The sequence below is a fragment of the Candidatus Thermoplasmatota archaeon genome, from assembly GCA_022848865.1.
In the GTDB taxonomy this organism is placed as follows: Archaea; Thermoplasmatota; Thermoplasmata; order RBG-16-68-12; family JAGMCJ01; genus JAGMCJ01.
In genome coordinates this window covers 1-711 of sequence record JAJISE010000108.1, presented here as the reverse complement: position 1 = coordinate 711, position 711 = coordinate 1, and the positions used below count along the sequence as shown (strand labels likewise).

At 61.9% G+C, this 711-nt stretch carries 1 protein-coding gene; it reads right to left on the bottom strand.

Features of this window, described 5'->3' with window-relative positions; all coding sequences use genetic code 11:
• A partial coding sequence (locus LN415_09900) for a malate dehydrogenase (protein MCJ2557394.1) occupies positions 1-650 on the bottom strand: 650 nt, incomplete at its 3' end.
• Positions 651-711 lie beyond the last annotated feature (61 nt).

Sequence of the window (711 nt, the reverse complement as noted above, 5' to 3'; positions counted from 1 at the left end):
GGAGGAGGCGAGGCTATGAAGCCTTGGCGCATCAGGAGGGCCACGATGTCCTGGCTCCTCTTGATGATGGACTCGGCGTGGTCGTAGAGCTCCTGCCTGCTCAACTTCTTCCGGGCTATGCCCTGCTCAATTGCCTTGAGGCCGGTCTCCACCGCCTGCCTCGGGTAGATCTCCCATTCGCTCATGGAGGGGAGGATGTACTCCTCGGTCAGCCCCTTGTCCTCTGCGAACTTGGCCAGCTCCGTGGCGGAGGCGATGCACATCTCGTCGGTGATGGTCTTCGCCCTCACGTCCAGGGCGCCCCTAAATATGGCGGGGAAGACGAGGCTGTTGTTCACCTGGTTGGGGAAGTCGCTCCTGCCAGTGGCGATGAGCTTGGCGCCCGCCTCCTTCGCCTCCCAGGGCCATATCTCGGGGATCGGGTTGGCGCAGGCGAACACTATGGAGTCGTCGGCCATCACGGAGACGTCCTCCTTGGTGATGGTGCCCGGGCCGGGCTTCGAGGCGGCGATGCAGATGTCGCTCCCCTTCAGGGCATCCTTGATGCTACCGGTCCTGCCCTCGGCGTTGGTCTTGACGGCGAGATCCCACTTGTAAGTGCCCTTGAGCTCCTCACGGCTTTCTGCCAGGATGCCTTTACTGTCAACCATGAACACGTTTTTCGGGTTCACCCCAGCAGCCTCCAGAACGTAGAAGGTCCGGGTATTGGCA